This window comes from Bacillus sp. EB106-06-01-XG163 (assembly GCF_058791615.1).
Map to the genome: position 1 here is coordinate 118,941 of NZ_JBYTDS010000002.1, position 17,234 is coordinate 136,174.

The following is a 17,234-nucleotide window of genomic DNA, read 5'->3' on the forward strand; positions in this document are numbered from 1 at the left end:
GTTAATGCGATGAAGGGAGAAGAAAGAAATGAGATACTTAACAGCCGGAGAATCACACGGTCCGCAGCTGACGACAATTATAGAAGGTGTGCCTGCGGGGCTTTATATAACTGAAGAAGACATTAATTTTGAGCTTGCCAGACGTCAAAAAGGGCACGGCCGCGGACGCCGCATGCAGATTGAAACGGACAGAGCGAAGATCACAAGCGGCGTGCGGCATGCCCGGACACTCGGTTCACCGATCGCGCTCGTTGTAGAAAATAAAGACTGGACCCACTGGACAAAAATTATGGGCGCCGCACCGATTACAGAAGAAGAAGAAAGTGAAATGAAACGCCAGATTTCAAGACCGAGACCGGGACACGCAGATTTGAACGGTGCTATTAAGTATAATCACCGTGATATGAGAAATGTGTTAGAACGATCTTCCGCGCGTGAGACAACGGTTCGCGTGGCTGCCGGAGCCGTCGCTAAAAAGATTTTAGCGGAGCTTGGCATTAAAGTCGCCGGGCATGTCCTGCAAATCGGCAGCGTAAAAGCAGAGAAAACCGATTACACATCCATTGAGGATCTCAAACGGGTAACGGAAGAATCACCGGTCAGATGCTACGATGAAGAAGCAGGCCGTCAAATGATGGCAGCCATTGATGAAGCGAAGGCAAACGGCGACTCGATCGGCGGAATCGTTGAAGTGATCGTCGAAGGTATGCCGGTCGGTGTCGGAAGCTATGTCCACTATGACCGTAAGCTGGACAGCAAGCTCGCTGCTGCCGTTCTGTCGATTAACGCGTTTAAAGGCGTAGAGTTCGGCATCGGTTTTGAAGCGGCCGGCAAAAACGGCAGTGAAGTTCATGATGAAATCGTATGGGATGAAGAGAAAGGCTATACACGCGCCACAAACAGGCTCGGAGGATTAGAAGGCGGTATGACGACGGGAATGCCGATTGTCGTCCGCGGCGTTATGAAACCGATCCCTACTTTGTACAAGCCGCTGAAAAGCGTCGACATTGAAACGAAAGAACCGTTTACAGCGAGCATTGAACGTTCAGACAGCTGCGCGGTTCCGGCAGCAAGTGTAGTGGCTGAAGCAGCAGTGGCCTGGGAAATCGCAAATGCTGTCGTAGAACAATTCGGGCTTGACCAGATCGACCGAATTAAAGAAAATGTTGAAAACATGAAAAAATTATCGAGGGAATTCTGATGAAAGAGCTTGAGGTTCGGACAGCTTCCTCCGCATATCCGGTGTATATCGGTGAAGGTATAAGGAAACAGGCCGCTGCCCTTTTGTCTTCACTGAACAGGCCGCTGACAAAGATCCTTCTCATCATTGATGCTGAAGTTGACCGGCTTTACGGTGATGAGATGTTCCGGCTTTTAAACGAAACATGGTCCGTGAAAAAAGTGATCGTTCCAAGCGGAGAAGAAGCGAAGTCTCTAAAAGAGTATGAACGGATTCAAACGGAAGCGATCGCTTTCCATATGGACCGCTCCTCATGTATGATCGCCTTTGGAGGCGGCGTGACGGGTGATTTGGCTGGCTTTTGCGCAGCAACTTTTATGCGCGGAATTGATTTCATTCAAATGCCGACGACACTGCTTGCCCATGACAGCGCGGTCGGCGGCAAGGTGGCCGTCAACCATAAACTCGGAAAGAATTTAATCGGCGCGTTTTATCAGCCGAAAGCGGTGATTTACGATACGGAGCTACTGAAAACCCTGCCGGAACAAGAGCTGAGATCGGGCATGGCTGAAGTGATCAAACACGCGTTTATCGCCGATCATGCTTTTTTAGAAAAACTTCTCACGTTTGACACGTTACAAGGACTGACAAGCGCTGAGCTGAATGAAATGATTTATAAAGGAATTTCAATCAAATCGGCCGTCGTGCGTGAGGACGAAAAGGAAGAGGGGATAAGAGCTTTTCTGAATTTCGGCCATACGCTTGGCCATGCCGTTGAGGCGGAATACGGCTACGGACGGATTACACATGGAGATGCGGTCGCCCTCGGCATGCAGTTTGCCCTTTACGTGAGTGAACAGGTTGCGGGTTGCAAGATGAACAGGAAAGAACTCACACAATGGCTGATTGGGCTCGGCTACCCTGGAAGCATCAGACAAGATATTGAAACGCCGGTTCTCTCCGCCCGGATGATGAATGATAAAAAAACGCGCGGAGGCATGACACAGTTCATCGTGTTAAAAGAATTAGGCGAAGCGCGGGACTGCATGCTTTCAAAAGATGAGCTCGAAAATTTGCTGAACAAATGGCGAATGGAGGAAACAGCATGATGATACGCGGCATTCGCGGAGCAACAACGGTGGAACAAGACACCGAACAAGAAATTTTAGAAAAAACACAGCAGCTGCTTGAAAAAATCATTGAACAAAATGGATGCAAGCCGGAAGACGTTGTACAGATCCTGTTATCCGCCACGCCTGATATCCATTCCGTATTTCCGGCAAAAGCGGTCCGCCGCCTTTCCGGGTGGCAGTACGTCCCGGTGACGTGCATGCAGGAAATGGATGTCACCGGCGCTCTGCAAAAGTGTATCCGTGTCCTGATGACGGTTCAGACGGATACGCCTCAGGATGAAATCAAGCATGTCTATTTAGAAAAAGCCGTTGTGTTAAGGCCGGATTTATCATTGACAAAAAATACTGACATGTAATACGATAAACAAAGCTTAGAAATACACAAGAGTGTGTATAGAGCTGGTAAGTAAGACATTGAACAGTTGAGTTTAGAATAGGGTAGCAGAGAATGAGTTTAGCTGAGCTGAGATAAACACGTTTTTATTCTGCCCAAAAGAAGCCTTTCTTTTGGGTTTATTTCTTATACGCAAGACTCCTCTCACTCTTCATCTCATTCTCCTTACCGTAAGGAGGAGAATCATGAATTTACAATCGGATGTTTCTTTATTTTTAAAGGACAGTCTGACACACCGCACCATTCCAATCGCAGAGACTTTTACGGTCGACACGATCACACCCATTCAGATGGTTGAAAAACTGGACAGAAACATTACGTATCTTTTAGAAAGCAAGGATGAGTCGTCAAGCTGGTCGAGATACTCTTTTATCGGCCTTGATCCTTTTATCACCATTAAAGAGAGTCATAACACATTCACTGCCGCTGATCCAAACGGGCATACGCTGTTTGAAGCCGGAGAATTAAAAGCCGTGCTTGACTGGATGAATGAGAGCTTCCGCATTAAAACACCCGAGCTTGATATCCCATTTTCGGGAGGGGCGGTCGGTTATCTGAGCTATGACATGATTCCTTTGATTGAGCCTTCCGTGCCAAGCCACGCGAAAGTAACAGATTTCGAAAAATGTATGCTGTTTGTCTGCCGGAAAATCATCGCGTACGACCACGAAACGAAACAAGTGCATTTCATTCAATATGCGGAGCTTAACGGCCGGGAGACGGAGGGAGAAAAGCGGGCCGTTTTTAAAGAAAATTGCGCGGAGCTTCGTAAGCTTATCGGTATTTTGACAGAATCGAAAGATATGAAAGAGCCGTTTTTTTCTAAAGAAACGTTTGACACGCCAAGTTTTGCCGCTGTGACATCCAATTATACGAAAGAAGAGTTTATGGCCGGCGTCGATAAACTGAAAGAATATATAAAAGCGGGAGACATTTTTCAAGGGGTGCTTTCGCAAAAGTTTGACATTCCGGTATCCAGACATTCATTTGAGCTGTACAGGGTGCTCCGCATCATCAATCCTTCACCCTATATGTACTATATCAAACTGCCTGACAGAGACATTGTCGGGAGTTCGCCTGAACGTCTGATCCGCGTGCATGACAGGCACCTGGAAATTCATCCGATTGCCGGAACGAGAAGAAGGGGCGCCGGAAAAGAAGAGGATGAACGCCTGAAAAAAGAGCTGATGAATGACGAAAAAGAAAAAGCTGAACATTACATGCTCGTCGATCTTGCGCGCAATGACATCGGCAGAGTTGCGGAGTACGGTTCCGTAGCCGTTCCGGAATTCACAAAGGTCGTTTCTTTTTCACATGTGATGCACATCATCTCTGTTGTAACCGGCCGTTTAAAACAGGGCGTCCATCCCGTTGACGCGCTGATGTCAGCATTCCCGGCAGGAACACTCACGGGCGCTCCGAAAATCCGCGCGATGCAGCTTTTAAATGAATTAGAACCGACTTCCAGAGAAACCTACGGCGGATGTATCGCTTATATCGGATTTGACGGGTCAATTGATTCGTGTATTACCATCCGCACCATGAGTGTCAAAAACGGTACGGCATCGGTGCAGGCGGGCGCGGGAATAGTCGCCGATTCCGTCCCGGAAGCCGAATATGAAGAAAGCTGTAACAAAGCGGGGGCGCTTTTAAAAACGATTCAAATCGCAGAAGACATCTTTTCTGGCGGGGAGGAGAAGACGGATGAACAAATTTCTGCAATCGTGCGTTAATGGCCGTACGCTGAAAACCGGAGAAGCCGAAAAGCTGATGGAGATGATGATGAACGGGGACATGTCGCAGTCTGAGATCGGCGGGATTTTATCGGTATTAGCCCACCGAGGTGAAACGGCGGAGGAGCTTGCCGGATTTGTAAAAGTGATGCGGGCGCGGGCACAGACATCAGGTTACTTGGCGGATGTCGTTGATACGTGCGGAACAGGCGGAGACGGGATTTCTACGTTTAACATATCCACGGCAGCGGCGATTACAGCTTCTGCCGCCGGAGCTAAAGTTGCCAAGCACGGAAATCGCTCCGTTTCGTCTAAAAGCGGCAGCGCGGATGTGCTGGAAAAGCTGGGGGTTTCCATTCAAGCCACTCCAGAAAGCGTTAAACGCAGCATTGAAATGAAACAAATGGGGTTTTTGTTTGCGCCGCTGTTTCATTCGTCAATGAAGCACGTCGCCGCCGCAAGAAAAGAGCTTGGCTTTCGAACCGTATTTAATCTGCTGGGCCCGCTCAGCAACCCGTTGCAGGTGAAGCGGCAGGTGATCGGCGTCTATTCATTTGATAAAGCGCGCCTGATGGCAAGCGCTTTGGAACAATTTGATGTCAGACACGTCATGCTTGTGTCGGCCCGTGACGGATTAGATGAACTGTCCATCTCAGCACCGACCGATATCATTGAACTGAAAAACGGTGAATGTCTGGAATATTCCGTTTCACCTGAACAATTCGGTTTTACAGAAGGTTCACTAAAGGATATTCAAGTGAGTTCATCGGAAGAAAGCGCGCTCCTCATTCAGAATATTTTTGCAAATAAAGCTCCGTCATCCGCTCTGCATATTACCGCCTTAAATGCGGGCGCGGCCATTTATACGGCAGGTCTTGCAAACGATCTGAAAGAAGGAACGAAAACCGCCTTAGAAGCGATTCAAAACGGAGATGCCAAAAGGCAGCTCGAACGTCTGAAACAGAAAGAGGAAGAAATGTATGCTTGATCAAATCATTCAGCAGAAAAAAGAAGAAATCAAATCCATCGTGCTGCCGGAAACCTGTCAAATTGAACGGAGATCCTTTAAAAAAGCGCTCCTGAACCCGAACCGTTTTATCGGGCTGATTGCCGAAGTGAAAAAAGCTTCGCCGTCTAAAGGATTGATTAAAGAGCATTTTGTTCCGGAAACGATTGCGGCGGATTATGAAGCGGCTAAAGCTGACGCCCTTTCAGTTCTCACGGATACCCGTTTTTTTCAGGGGAGAAATCAATTTCTGACAGATGTTAAACAAACCGTGTCTCTTCCCGTGCTGAGAAAAGATTTTATTATTGATTCCCTTCAGGTGGAGGAATCGTTCAGGATCGGCGCCGATGCCATTTTGCTGATCGGGGAAGCGCTGGAACCTTCAGAGCTTCATGAGCTTTATCTGGAAGCCCGCGAGAAGGGCATGGACGTTCTCGTTGAAGTCCATGATGAAACTGTGCTTGAACGGATTTTACAAGTGTTTCAGCCGGACATTCTCGGCATAAACAACCGGGACTTAAAAACGTTCCGTACTTCTGTTTCGCAAACGGAAAAAATAGCGCAGCTTGTACCGGACGGCTGCCTGCTGGTCAGCGAAAGCGGCATCGGTTCTTTGGCTGACCTGCAATTCGTCAACAAGCACGGGGCGCAGGCTGTATTGGTCGGAGAATCCTTAATGAGAGAGGATTCGCAGCAAAAGGCGATCCGCGGACTGTTCGGGGAGTGACGATATGAAAAAGCCTGAGGTAAAGTACTGCGGAATACGATCGAAGCGTGATTACGAACTTGCGGCAGCTTCAGGAGCGGATTATCTGGGATTTATTTTTGCCGCAAGCAAACGGAGAGTAACGCCGGATGAGGTCCGGAAATGGAAAGAGCAGGTCCGGACAGACAAGAAACATGTCGGAGTATTTGTAAATGGAACGATAGAAAACATCGCGCAAATCGCCTCTGATCTGGCACTTGACGCCATCCAGCTTCACGGTGATGAATCGCCTGAGGATGCCCGCCGCCTCCGTCCGCTTGTGCGCTCGGAAATATGGAAAGCGCTCCATCACGGGGAAGGGACGCTTCGTCAGATGGCTCAATTTGCACCTGCTGTCGACGGCTATGTCATTGATTCTTCAGTAAAAGGAATGAGAGGCGGCACGGGAATCGCGTTTTCGTGGGCCCGTGTCCCCTTGTACCGAAAGCAGGCTCAAAATGCAAACAAGCGCTGTTTTATCGCGGGCGGCGTTAATCCTAAAACGATTACCGGCTTACTGAAATCGCGTCCGTGCGGTATAGATCTTGCCAGCGGAATTGAAAGAAACGGACAAAAGGATCAAACACTGATCCGGCTTTTAGAAGAAAGGATGAACCACTATGTATCCATATCCAAATGAAATCGGAAGATACGGCGAATTCGGCGGTAAATTTGTCCCTGAAACATTGATGCGGCCTCTTGAGGAAATCGAAACGGCTTTCAAAGAATTAAAGAATGATCCCGTTTTTCATGCCGAATATAAAAAACTACTGTTTGATTACTCCGGAAGACCGACCGCATTAACGTTCGCAGACAGGGTGTCAGAGTATTTGGGAGGGGCGAAAATCTATCTGAAAAGAGAAGATTTAAACCATACCGGCTCTCATAAAATTAACAACGCGTTAGGCCAGATTCTGCTTGCCAAAAAGATGGGCAAAACGAAAATCATCGCCGAAACCGGCGCGGGACAGCACGGTGTGGCTGCCGCGACAGCCGCCGCAAAATTCGGTTTTAAGTGTACAGTTTTTATGGGTGAAGAAGACGTTGCACGCCAGTCGCTGAACGTATTCCGGATGAAACTGCTCGGCGCGGAAGTGGTGCCGGTCACAAGCGGCAACGGCACGCTGAAAGATGCGACGAATGAGGCGATCAGGTATTGGGTCCAGCATTGTGAAGATCATTTCTACCTTATCGGTTCTGTAGTGGGGCCGCATCCGTATCCGTATATCGTTCGCGAATTTCAGAAAATCATCGGCGAGGAAGCGAAAGAACAGCTCCGCCGGGTTGAAGGAACGCTCCCGGACAAGGTTGTTGCATGTGTCGGCGGCGGAAGCAATGCGATGGGCATATTTCAGGCCTTTTTAGACGAAGATATTGAGCTGATCGGCGCCGAGGCTGCCGGAAAAGGAATTGATACGCCGCTGCATGCGGCAACGATCGCAAAAGGGACGCTCGGGGTGATTCACGGTTCAATGACCTATTTAATACAAGATGAATACGGGCAGATTATCGAACCGTATTCCATTTCAGCAGGCCTTGATTACCCGGGGATCGGCCCTGAGCACGCCTATCTGCATAAAAGCGGCCGTGTAACGTACGAAAGCGTGACAGACGATGAAGCGATTGCCGCGTTACGTCTGCTTTCTGAAACAGAAGGTATTCTTCCGGCTATTGAATCTGCCCACGCTCTGGCCAAAGCGTTTGAAATGGCAAAAGACATGGATAAAGACAAAATCATTCTCGTCAGTTTGTCGGGAAGAGGAGATAAAGATGTTCATACGCTGATGAATGTTTTGGAAAACGGGGTGGAGACACATGTTTAATCTGCGAGATTCTGAAAAATTATTTATCCCTTTTATTACAGCTGGCGATCCGCTTCCTGACATTTCTGTTGAGCTGGCAATATCATTGCAGAATGCAGGCGCTTCTGCCCTTGAAATCGGCGTTCCTTACACAGATCCGCTTGCGGACGGACCCGTCATACAACGGGCTTCAAAACGGGCTCTGGAAAACGGAATGAATATCGTAAAAGCAATTGAACTTGGCGGCAAAATGAAAAAAAACGGCGTTCATATTCCAATTATCCTCTTTACGTATTATAATCCTGTGTTACAATTAGAAAAAGAATACTTTTTCGCTTTACTGCGGGAAAACGACATAGACGGTCTGCTTGTACCCGACCTTCCATTAGAGGAAAGCGCCCTTTTGCAAATGACATGCAAAAAGGAGAACATCGCTTATATCTCACTGGTTGCGCCGACAAGTGAAGACCGTTTGAAAATAATTACTGAACAGGCCTGCGGCTTTGTGTATTGTGTATCCTCTTTAGGAGTGACGGGCGTACGCAGCGAATTCGATCCGTCTGTATACTCTTTCATACGTAAGGTGAAAGAATTCAGCCCTGTTCCGGTGGCGGTCGGTTTTGGCATTTCAAACCGCAAACAGGTTGACGGGATGAATGAAATATCTGACGGTGTCGTTGTCGGCAGCGCGCTTGTCAAAAAAGTTGAAGAGCTTAAAACAAAGCTTGTGAATCCCGGAACAAGAGCTGATGCGCTTCTTGAATTTGAAGAATACGCAAAGACGTTCGGACGACTGTACAGTGTAAAATGAGGTGACTGGATTTGCAGATTAAAGAACAGCTGCGGCAGCTGAAACCGTATCAGCCGGGCAAACCAATAGAAGAAGTGAAAATGGAATACGGGCTTGAGAAAGTAGTAAAACTCGCTTCTAACGAAAATCCGTTCGGCTGTTCACAGGCCGCTAAAGATGCGCTGCATCAGGAGATTGAGCAGCTTGCGCTGTATCCCGACGGTTACAGTGCCGCTTTGAGAACACGGCTCAGTGAGCATCTGCAGGTCAGTGAATCTTCGATCATTTTTGGCAACGGCTCTGATGAGCTTGTGCAGATTATCTGCCGTTCTTTATTAAATGATCAGGCAAACACGATTACCGCCGCCCCGACTTTCCCGCAATACAGACACAATGCGGTGATTGAAGGCGCTGAGGTGCGCGAGGTTCCGCTCCGCAGTGACGGCGCTCATGATTTGGACCGGATGCTGAAAGCAATTGACGGCGAGACGAAAATCATATGGGTATGCAACCCCAATAATCCGACGGGGACATATACTTCTGAGCAAGAGCTAATTGCCTTTTTAAACAGAGTTCCCGAGCATATACTCGTTGTACTTGATGAAGCGTACTACGAGTATGTTACGGCGGAAGATTACCCAGAAAGCATTCCGCTTTTAAAGCAATATCCGAATGTTATGATCCTCCGCACCTTCTCTAAAGCGTATGGACTTGCCGCGCTGCGCGTCGGATACGGCATTGCGGACGAAGCACTGATCCGCCAGATTGAACCGGCGAGAGAGCCGTTCAATACGAGCAGAATCGGTCAGGCTTCAGCACTGGCAGCGCTTGATGACCAGACATTTATTCAGGAATGCGTCGAGAAAAATAAAGCAGGCCTTAAGCAGTATTATGATTTTGCAGAAACTCACGGATTAACTTGTTATCCTTCACAAACCAACTTTGTGCTCATTGATTTTAACCGCCCGGCGGATGAACTGTTCCAAGCCCTGTTGGAAAAAGGATATATCGTCCGCTCAGGACAGGCGCTCGGATTTCCGACAGCGTTAAGGATTACGGTCGGTACGAAAGAGCAGAATGAGGAAATTCTCACAATTTTAGCTGAAATATTATAAGAGGTGATCAGGCATCACCTCTTTGCTCTATTAAAATAGTTGAAAAAGGAAATGAGTGAAATGAAGGATACTATATTGCTTGCGGGGATCGGGCTGATCGGCGGATCGATCGCATTGGCCATCAAAAAGGAGCATCCGCATAAACGGATTATCGGTGTGGATATTTCGGAAGAACAGCTCACTGCCGCGCTGAAGCTCGGAATTATTGACGAGCGGGCCGGCTCATTTACGGAAGGGGCGCAGCAAGCGTCTGTTGTCATTATCGCCACGCCTGTCGCCCAAACGCTGAAAATGCTCGATGTGCTGGCCGCATCAGACATCACCCATGAACTCCTGATTACGGATGTGGGCAGCACGAAACAGAAAGTCGTCAGCTACGCCGACAAAGTGCTTCCGGCTCACTATCAATTTGTCGGCGGCCATCCGATGGCGGGATCTCATAAATCCGGGGCCGCTGCCGCGAAAGAATTTTTATTCGAAAATGCGTTTTATATTTTAACACCCGGAAAATCAACTTCTAAAGAGTCAGTAACGCATCTGAAGGAACTCTTGAAAGCGGCAAACGCCCACTTTGTGGAGATGACCCCCGAGGAGCATGACGGCGTAACGAGCGTCATCAGCCATTTCCCTCATATCGTTGCTGCAAGCCTCGTACATCAGGCTCATCATGCTGAAGAAGATTATCCGTTTTTGACACGTTTCGCAGCCGGCGGTTTTCGGGACATCACCAGGATCGCCTCAAGCAGTCCGGCGATGTGGAGGGACATACTTCTTCATAACAAAGATAAACTGCTTGACCGCTTCAAAGAATGGAAACGGGAGATTGACACGATCGAATCTTATGTGGAAAATGAAGATGCGGACAGCCTGTTCGGATATTTTAAAAAAGCGAAAGATTATCGCGACGGTCTGCCGCTCCGTCAAAAAGGAGCGATCCCGTCCTTTTATGACCTTTATGTCGATGTTCCCGATCATCCGGGGGTCATTTCGGAAATTACGGCGATATTGGCAGAAGAAAAAATCAGTATCACCAACATCCGCATTATCGAAACAAGAGAAGATATTAACGGAATTCTCAGAATCAGTTTCCAGACTGATGATGACCGGAAGCGTGCGGAAATCTGCATTCAATCCCGCGCCAAATATGACACATTTTACGCTGACTGAGGTGGAAAACATTGAAAAGAGAAAAAGTGACGTCTTTAAACGGTGAAATTCATATTCCGGGGGATAAATCCATCTCCCACCGTTCTGTTATGTTCGGAGCGCTTGCGGAAGGTACCACAACTGTAAAAAACTTTTTGCCCGGAGCCGATTGTCTGAGCACCATTGCCTGCTTCAGAAAAATGGGTGTCTCCATTGAACAAAACGGAAGTGATGTAACGATTTACGGGAAGGGCATTGACGCACTTTGTGAGCCTGACAGCCTTCTCGATGTCGGAAATTCCGGCACGACTATCCGCCTGATGCTCGGCATTTTAGCCGGACGCCCATTTCACAGCACGGTAGCGGGCGACGAAAGTATTGCAAAGCGCCCGATGAAGAGGGTGACGGAGCCTTTAAAACAGATGGGAGCCGCGATTGACGGAAGAGCGGACGGAGGATTTACGCCTTTATCCGTAAGAGGCGGACAATTGAAAGGCATTGATTACGTCTCCCCTGTTGCAAGCGCGCAGATCAAATCCGCCGTGCTGCTTGCCGGATTGCAGGCTGAAGGGACGACGACCGTCACTGAGCCTCATAAATCAAGAGACCATACGGAACGGATGCTGAACGCTTTTGGCGCCGAGCTTGCGGAAACGGAGACGAGCGCTTCCGTAACGGGCGGTCAGAAGCTTCAGGGGGCTGATATTTTCGTGCCCGGCGATATTTCTTCAGCGGCCTTTTTCCTCGCGGCAGGCGCTGTCGTTCCCGGAAGCCGGATTGTGCTGAAAAACGTCGGCCTGAACCCGACACGCACGGGAATGATTGATGTCTTAAAGCAAATGGGAGCTTCACTTGAAGTGATTCCTTCAGAAGCGGACAGCGCAGAGCCTTACGGAGACCTGGTTATTAAAACCTCAGCTCTGAAAGCGGCAGAAATCGGCGGAGAAATCATTCCCCGTTTAATTGACGAGATCCCGATTATCGCCCTTTTGGCAACGCAGGCTGAAGGCACAACTGTCATTAAAGACGCTGCGGAGCTGAAGGTGAAGGAAACGAACCGGATCGACACCGTCGTATCAGAGCTCCGGAAAATCGGCGCAGACATTGAACCGACTGAAGACGGCATGAAAATACACGGCAAAAAAACGCTTGCGGGCGGAGCCGATGTGTCAAGCCACGGTGACCACCGCATCGGCATGATGCTCGGTGTCGCTTCATGCCTGACAGAAGAGCCGATTGACATCCGTGATACTGAGGCAATCCATGTCTCATATCCGACATTTTTTGAGCATTTAGATCAATTAGCCAAAAAAGCCTGAAGACGATTCTTCGGGCTTTTTTCTTCATGTGTCATAAAACCTTGGGCTTTGACATAGCTTGTCTTAAACAGAAAAATAAAAGAAAGGGGGAATGCGTTTTCGTTACAGAAACAGCCGGAACAAATTGCGCTGTTTGCGTATAAAGATGCCGTCCCCTTTTTTGCCGTTTTCCTCTTAATCATTTTCTGATAAACTATAATGCCGGGTGAAGCATCTTATTTGCGGGCAGGCCCTGTCTGAATTATGATAAGAATAACCCGAATAAAAACCCTTTTCATTGGTTGATGAGGTATAGGAAAAGAAAGGACCGGTCTGATTTGAATACATTGATCCAAGAAGCCATAAAATTAGTTGAAGCAGGTGAAACCGAAAAGGGACTCAAAGCGCTTTCAAAAGCTGAAACGCAGCTTCATGACGAAGACAAAGCCATTGCAGCCCAGCTCTACTATGAATGGGGAAACGCCGAAAAAGCGTTAGCGCTGATCAGTGATCTGCATGACCTTTATCCGGATGAGTCTGAGCTGACGAATTTTTACGCCGAATTGTTAATAGATATTGATGAAGAAGAAAAAGCTCTTGAGGTGCTGGAGACAATTTCTCCGGAAGACCCGTCTTACGCGGAAAGCCTTCTTTTAATGGCTGATCTGTATCAGATGCAGGGCTTATTTGAAGTAAGTGAGCAAAAGCTGTTACAGGCGAAAGCGATGTTACAAGATGAACCTGTTATTGATTTCGCTCTGGGGGAATTATACTTTACTCAGGGATCATACGCAAAAGCCGTTCCTTACTATGAAGAGACGGCAAAAGAACGGCACGAAATCGGCGGCGTAAATGTTCATCAGAGGCTGGCTGAGTCATTGAGCGCGGCGGGTGAATTTGAGGAAGCGATTTCATGGTATGAAAAAGCGGCGGCAGAACATACAGAACCGAATACGATTTTCGGGTACGGGTTCACAGCCTATCAGGCGGGAATGGTCAAAACAGCCATCAAGCAGCTGTCTGATTTAAAAGGGCTTGATCCTTCCTATTCATCGCTTTATATGCCGCTTGCAAAAAGCTACGAGGCAGAAGGCATGTATGAAGATGCATTAAAAACCGCTGAAGAAGGTATTACTTACGATGAATACAATAAAGAGCTTTTTCTCTATGCGGCGAAAATGGCGTTAAAGCTCGGCAACGCAGAAGAAGGCAAAAAGCTTCTTCAGGAAGCGCTGGCGCTCGATCCGGGTTACGTGGAAGCGCTCCATACTCTTTTAGCCGTCTATCATAAAGAAGAAAGCTTTGAAGAGATTATTGATCTGATTCAGGAAGTCCGCGGCTACGGAGAAGAAGATCCGAAATACAATTGGTATTTGGCGGGTGCTTATACAGGCCTTGAGCAATACGCTGAAGCGAAAAAAAGCTTCGAAGCTGCGTATCTCCATTATCAGGATGATCGGGATTTCTTATATGAATACGCTCACTTCTTATTGGAAGAGGGTCTCCAGAAAGAAGCGCTGCCGCTTTTAAAACAAGTGCTTTCAATGGATGGAACAAACGAAGAGCTTGAAGAAACAATCTTACGGATAGAGGATGAATTTTTAAGATAAGCAGGATTTTGAACCATGCTTGCTGAATGTATAAGTGATGTCAGATTATACGATCGATAGAGGAGGGAATTACATGCAGACCCCTGTTTCTGTCAATGAAAAAAAGGATTTTATCCGTTGGTTTTTAAATCATTATCAGCTTAAACGCCGGGAGTGCGTCTGGATTTTAAATTATTTAATGAGTCATGATTCATTAATGGAAAAAGTCCATTTTGTAGAACAAGCCGAATTTTGCCCGAGAGGCATTATCATGTCTACTCATTGCGTTGATGAGGTGCCGTTTAGGTTTTACAAAGAAAATGTCATGACTACGGACGCGGAAAAATCTTTTCACGACATCCGGTTAAATAAACAGCAGGATTTATTTATCCAGCTGAATTTCCGTTCGGCCTACAGCTCACCGGAATATGCCGCTGTTCTTGAATCAAATCCGCATCTGCCGAAAGACCTGTTTGAAAATAAACAGGATCAGGGGATGGCCGAAAAAATATTAGAACACGCCATTTCCACTTTCCAGCGGGAAAAGCTGCTTAAAGATATCGACGAGGCGCTGGACCGCCACGACAAAGAAACATTTGAAAAGCTTTCCCGCCAATTGAATCAGCTCACATAAATGACAGCCTTGCAGAATATGCAAGGCTTGTTGCGTAAAGAGGAGGAACGAGACATGAGATGGAGGGCCGCTGATGCCGATGCCTATTTACAATCTGCGGATTACATTGATACCGCTGTCATTCCGTTAATTTCCATAACATCTTCAGGAGGCTTAAAAGAGGCCGTTGAACAGGGGGAAAGCACCCAATTGCTTTCTGAAGAGCTTGAGCGCCAATTGAAGGGACGGGTATATTTATTCCCCTCTTATACATATGTTGATATAGACCAATCACAAATCGCCCTGCTTCAAAAACTCAAAGACGAAGTGATGACCAACTTTCGGCACGTCTTGTTCCTGACGGCAGACGAAAAATGGAAGGATTCTGAAATAGGGTCTGATGTCATATACATACCTGCCGTTCCGTTTGAACATATGAAAGACTCTCTAAAGAGAAAAATAGCGGATGACAAGTGCGGAGAAATTTTGAACGTTTTGTTACAGAAGTGGAACAATTCATAAAAACTACAGGCATCCCGCAAAACACCCGTTTTGCCTCTGTTGACCTTGCTGAAAGATTCATATATTATGAGGGTGTCAAATCTCAGAATTATTTTCTATTTTAGTTAATTTTTGGTCAATCTTTAGGGGGGGAAGAGATGGGCGGAAAACAAGATATATCAAGAAGACAATTTTTAAACTATGCGCTCACCGGCGTGGGGGGATTTATGGCCGCCAGTGCGCTTATGCCCATGGTCCGTTTTGCGCTGGACCCGGTATTAAAACCGACGGGAGATCAAAAAATGGTGCAGGTTGTCAGTGTGGATGAGCTGACGAAGGAGCCGAAGCGGTTTGACTTTAAAATTCATCAAGTCGACGCCTGGTACGAATCGGAAGAATCCAGGTCAGCCTGGGTTTACAAGCATGGGGATGAAATTATAGCGCTTTCTCCGATCTGTAAGCATTTGGGCTGCACCGTAAACTGGAACAATGATCCTAAAAATCCGAACAAGTTCTTTTGTCCCTGCCATTACGGGCTGTATGAAAAAGACGGCACGAACGTTCCGGGCACGCCGCCGCTCGCGCCTCTTGACCGTTATGAGCAAAAAGTAAAGGATGGCTTTTTGTATCTTGGAAAAGCAAAGCCTAGGGGGGAAGGGTGACATGCTGAACAAAATTTATGACTGGGTGGATGAACGTCTCGATATTACGCCGATGTGGCGGGATATCGCCGACCATGAAGTGCCGGAACATGTAAATCCCGCTCACCATTTCTCGGCTTTTGTCTATTGTTTCGGCGGTTTGACGTTTTTTGTAACCGTTATCCAAGTGTTGTCCGGGATGTTTTTAACGATGTATTATGTGCCGGATATAAAAAACGCGTGGGAATCTGTGTATTATTTGCAGAATGAAGTCGCTTTCGGGCAGATTGTAAGGGGTATGCACCATTGGGGTGCAAGTTTAGTCATTGTGATGATGTTTTTACATACGCTGCGGGTTTTCTTTCAGGGAGCTTATAAAAAGCCTCGGGAATTGAACTGGATCGTCGGTGTTCTGATCTTTTTTGTGATGCTCGGTCTCGGTTTTACAGGGTATCTGCTCCCATGGGATATGAAGGCGCTGTTTGCGACAAAGGTAGGTCTTCAGATTGCGGAGGCGACGCCATTGATCGGAGCGCAGGTGAAAACTCTTCTTGCCGGCCACCACGATATTGTCGGCGCCCAAACGCTGACGAGATTTTTTGCGATTCACGTATTTTTTCTCCCTGCCGCTTTGTTTGCGCTCATGGGCGCCCACTTTGTCATGATCCGCAAGCAGGGAATTTCAGGACCGCTTTAATACAAATCTGATATAAAAGGGAGGGGATGACATGCACCGGGGGAAAGGAATGAAGTTTGTAGGAGATTCAAGGATACCGGCTGAAAAAAAACCGAATATACCGAAAGACTATTCAGAGTATCCTGGAAAGACAGAGGCGTTTTGGCCGAACTTCCTGCTGAAAGAATGGATGGTCGGGGCCGTTTTCCTCGTCGGATTTCTCGTTTTAACGATTGTGCACGAGCCGCCTTTGGAACGGGTGGCGGACCCGACGGATACAGGGTATATTCCGCTGCCGGATTGGTATTTTCTATTTTTATACCAGCTATTAAAATATGAATATGCCGCAGGGAGCTACACCGTTATCGGCGCGATGATTATACCGGGTCTTGCCTTCGGGTCGCTGCTTTTGGCTCCGTTTCTCGACAGGGGGTCTGAAAGAAGGCCGTGGAAGCGTCCGGTTGCGGTCGGCATGATGCTTTTGGCGCTTTGCGCTACGGTCTTTTTAACGTGGCAGTCAGTCGCGACGCATGACTGGGCGAAGGCGGAGGAGCAAGGGAAAATCAAAAAAGAAGCCGCCATTGATACTGAATCAGACGGTTATAAGGTATTTAAAGAACAAGGCTGTATTTCCTGTCACGGGGATAATCTTCAAGGCGGAAGCGCCGGTCCGTCCCTGGTCGATAACGGGCTGAGCCCGGAAGAAATTAAAAAAATCGCCGTTAAAGGGAAAGGGCAGATGCCAGCCGGTATTTTTAAAGGGAATGACAAACAGCTTGATCAGCTGGCGAAGTTCATTTCTGAAACGACAGCGAAATAACGTATTGTGAAGTAGACAATAGCAGGATATACTTTTATGAAAAGAGCTGACC

General features: G+C 47.6%; 18 protein-coding genes. All 18 read left to right on the forward strand.

Annotated features, from left to right (window positions below; translation table 11 throughout):
* The first annotated feature begins 28 nt into the window (after nt 1-28).
* The 18 genes from aroC (at nt 29) to AC3WTF_RS02575 (ending at nt 17,182) form a co-directional block, all read left to right on the forward strand.
* Nucleotides 29-1,201: a chorismate synthase gene (aroC, locus tag AC3WTF_RS02490; RefSeq protein WP_003153459.1), complete on the forward strand. Its 1,173-nt coding sequence runs from the start codon at nt 29-31 to the stop codon at nt 1,199-1,201.
* Nucleotides 1,201-2,289 (forward strand): 3-dehydroquinate synthase, encoded by a 1,089-nt coding sequence (gene aroB, locus AC3WTF_RS02495; protein WP_007409458.1) that lies wholly within the window; start codon nt 1,201-1,203, stop codon nt 2,287-2,289. Before aroC ends, aroB begins: the two co-directional genes overlap by 1 nt.
* Entirely contained in the window at nt 2,286-2,669 is a 384-nt protein-coding gene (aroH, locus tag AC3WTF_RS02500) for a chorismate mutase (protein WP_003153463.1), read from the forward strand. Before aroB ends, aroH begins: the two co-directional genes overlap by 4 nt.
* A gap of 223 nt (nt 2,670-2,892) precedes the next feature.
* Entirely contained in the window at nt 2,893-4,440 is a 1,548-nt protein-coding gene (trpE, locus tag AC3WTF_RS02505; protein ID WP_007409459.1) for an anthranilate synthase component I, read from the forward strand.
* Complete coding sequence (gene trpD / locus AC3WTF_RS02510; RefSeq protein WP_047935898.1) at nt 4,412-5,428, forward strand: anthranilate phosphoribosyltransferase; 1,017 nt, start codon at nt 4,412-4,414, stop codon at nt 5,426-5,428. Before trpE ends, trpD begins: the two co-directional genes overlap by 29 nt.
* Nucleotides 5,421-6,173 carry an indole-3-glycerol phosphate synthase TrpC gene (gene trpC, locus AC3WTF_RS02515; RefSeq protein ID WP_007612237.1) on the forward strand — a complete coding sequence of 251 codons (753 nt, stop codon included), beginning with the start codon at nt 5,421-5,423 and terminating at the stop codon, nt 6,171-6,173. The genes trpD and trpC overlap by 8 nt, the downstream gene beginning before the upstream one ends.
* A gap of 4 nt (nt 6,174-6,177) precedes the next feature.
* Nucleotides 6,178-6,831 carry a phosphoribosylanthranilate isomerase gene (locus AC3WTF_RS02520; protein ID WP_047935897.1) on the forward strand — a complete coding sequence of 218 codons (654 nt, stop codon included), beginning with the start codon at nt 6,178-6,180 and terminating at the stop codon, nt 6,829-6,831.
* Entirely contained in the window at nt 6,812-8,014 is a 1,203-nt protein-coding gene (gene trpB / locus AC3WTF_RS02525) for a tryptophan synthase subunit beta (protein ID WP_020954213.1), read from the forward strand. Before AC3WTF_RS02520 ends, trpB begins: the two co-directional genes overlap by 20 nt.
* Nucleotides 8,007-8,804: a tryptophan synthase subunit alpha gene (trpA, locus tag AC3WTF_RS02530; protein ID WP_007409464.1), complete on the forward strand. Its 798-nt coding sequence runs from the start codon at nt 8,007-8,009 to the stop codon at nt 8,802-8,804. Before trpB ends, trpA begins: the two co-directional genes overlap by 8 nt.
* 11 nt (nt 8,805-8,815) lie before the next feature.
* Nucleotides 8,816-9,898: a histidinol-phosphate transaminase gene (gene hisC, locus AC3WTF_RS02535; RefSeq protein WP_047935896.1), complete on the forward strand. Its 1,083-nt coding sequence runs from the start codon at nt 8,816-8,818 to the stop codon at nt 9,896-9,898.
* Between the two features lie 51 nt (nt 9,899-9,949).
* On the forward strand, nt 9,950-11,065 hold the full coding sequence (locus AC3WTF_RS02540) for a prephenate dehydrogenase (RefSeq protein ID WP_041482497.1): 1,116 nt from the start codon (nt 9,950-9,952) through the stop codon (nt 11,063-11,065).
* Nucleotides 11,066-11,076: 11 nt separating this feature from the next.
* Entirely contained in the window at nt 11,077-12,363 is a 1,287-nt protein-coding gene (gene aroA / locus AC3WTF_RS02545) for a 3-phosphoshikimate 1-carboxyvinyltransferase (RefSeq protein ID WP_042635305.1), read from the forward strand.
* A gap of 317 nt (nt 12,364-12,680) precedes the next feature.
* On the forward strand, nt 12,681-13,952 hold the full coding sequence (locus AC3WTF_RS02550; RefSeq protein ID WP_047935895.1) for a tetratricopeptide repeat protein: 1,272 nt from the start codon (nt 12,681-12,683) through the stop codon (nt 13,950-13,952).
* Nucleotides 13,953-14,025: 73 nt separating this feature from the next.
* Entirely contained in the window at nt 14,026-14,565 is a 540-nt protein-coding gene (locus AC3WTF_RS02555; protein ID WP_003153482.1) for a ReoY family proteolytic degradation factor, read from the forward strand.
* 54 nt (nt 14,566-14,619) lie between these two features.
* Nucleotides 14,620-15,066, forward strand: coding sequence for a YpiF family protein (locus AC3WTF_RS02560; RefSeq protein ID WP_012117852.1), 447 nt, complete (start codon nt 14,620-14,622; stop codon nt 15,064-15,066).
* Between the two features lie 137 nt (nt 15,067-15,203).
* Nucleotides 15,204-15,707: a Rieske (2Fe-2S) protein gene (locus tag AC3WTF_RS02565; protein WP_003153484.1), complete on the forward strand. Its 504-nt coding sequence runs from the start codon at nt 15,204-15,206 to the stop codon at nt 15,705-15,707.
* 1 nt (nt 15,708) lies between these two features.
* Nucleotides 15,709-16,383, forward strand: coding sequence for a menaquinol-cytochrome c reductase cytochrome b subunit (qcrB, locus tag AC3WTF_RS02570; RefSeq protein WP_003153485.1), 675 nt, complete (start codon nt 15,709-15,711; stop codon nt 16,381-16,383).
* Between the two features lie 31 nt (nt 16,384-16,414).
* Nucleotides 16,415-17,182 (forward strand): menaquinol-cytochrome c reductase cytochrome b/c subunit, encoded by a 768-nt coding sequence (locus AC3WTF_RS02575; protein ID WP_007409471.1) that lies wholly within the window; start codon nt 16,415-16,417, stop codon nt 17,180-17,182.
* The last annotated feature ends 52 nt before the right edge of the window (nt 17,183-17,234 follow it).